This is a genomic window from Undibacterium sp. GW821-FHT11H02, assembly GCF_058808015.1.
The window spans coordinates 1-1335 of sequence record NZ_JBXARG010000045.1; the positions used below are offsets into that span (position 1 = coordinate 1).

Consider the following 1335-nt stretch of genomic DNA (forward strand, 5'->3'; position numbering starts at 1 on the left):
GGGGGTGTCCTGAATTTTGTGTAAACGGTGTTTAAGTTAAGCTACAGGCATACGGTCGCCGAACTGAATAGTAAATCTATTTAACGCCGCTTTCCAGTCTCGAATTGGCATTGACCATTTTTGGCTAATGTTGTTAAGCGCCAGATAAAACAATTTAAAGACTGACTCATCGGTAGGAAACGAACCTCGCGTCTTGGTGATTTTACGCAAACTCATATTCACCGATTCAATTGCGTTGGTGGTGTAAATCACTTTTCGTATGTCGTGCGGATAATCAAAGAATGGCGTCAGGCGAGGCCAGTTCCGGCGCCAGGACTGTCCGATTGGCGCAAATCTTGCACCCCATTTCATCTCAAATTCCGTCAGTTCCGCTTCTGCTTGGTCTACCGTGACAGCAGCGTAAATTCTGCGCAAATCGGCTGCCACTTCTTTCCGCTCTTTCCATCCAACGAAATTCAAGCTGTGCCGCACCATGTGCACGATACATAGCTGCACGGTCGTCTGTGGGAAGACCGCCTCAATCGCCTCAGGAAAGCCCTTTAATCCATCTACGCAAGCAATAAAGATATCAGCGACGCCTCGATTCTTGAGTTCTGTGACCACTTGTAGCCAGAACTTGGCGCCCTCTGTTTGAGCCATCCACATTCCAAGAACTTCTTTCATACCATCGAGATTGATGCCAATGGCAAGATAGAGAGCCTTGATCTTGACAGCACCACTGTCACGTACTTTGACGTGGATGCAGTCCATGTAGACAATAGGATAGAGCGTATCAAGAGCGCGAGATTGCCATGCCTTTACTTCTTCTATCACTGCGTCTGTGACCGAGGAAATCAAGGTAGGTGAAACTTCTGTGCCATACATTTCTTGTAGATGACTTTGAATTTCACGTACCGTCATGCCACGGGCATAGAGCGATAAAATTTTATCGTCAAATCCCGTCCAGCGTGTTTGATGTTTGGTAATGAGCTGAGGTTCGAAAGTGCCAGCCCGGTCGCGTGGAATGTCGATCGGTAAGGCACCAAAATCGCCTTTGAGGGTCTTTTTACTGCGTCCATTGCGAGTGTTGCCTGCCTCATTGGCAACCAATTGATTCTTGCCATGGCCGAGATGGTCAGTCATTTCTGCTTGTAGCGCACGCTCAACCAAGGCTTTGGTTAGCTGTTTTAACAACCCATTCTCACCAACGAGGTCTTCGGGCTTTTTATAGTCACCCAATAGGGCATCAATGAGTTCATTGGAAAAAGGCTTTTTGTCTACGGTCATTATCATTGCTCCATGCAATTGCGCAGTTTCCTGCAAAATGTCCGTTTACACAAAATTTTTTACACCCTC

The 1335-nt window shown here is 46.9% G+C and carries 1 protein-coding gene; it reads right to left on the minus strand.

All coding sequences use genetic code 11. The annotated features are described in order from the left end of the window. Window positions 1-36: 36 nt before the first annotated feature. Window positions 37-1266 (minus strand): IS256 family transposase, encoded by a 1230-nt coding sequence (locus tag AC1RR2_RS20865; RefSeq protein WP_493224213.1) that lies wholly within the window; start codon window positions 1264-1266, stop codon window positions 37-39. Window positions 1267-1335: the final 69 nt, after the last annotated feature.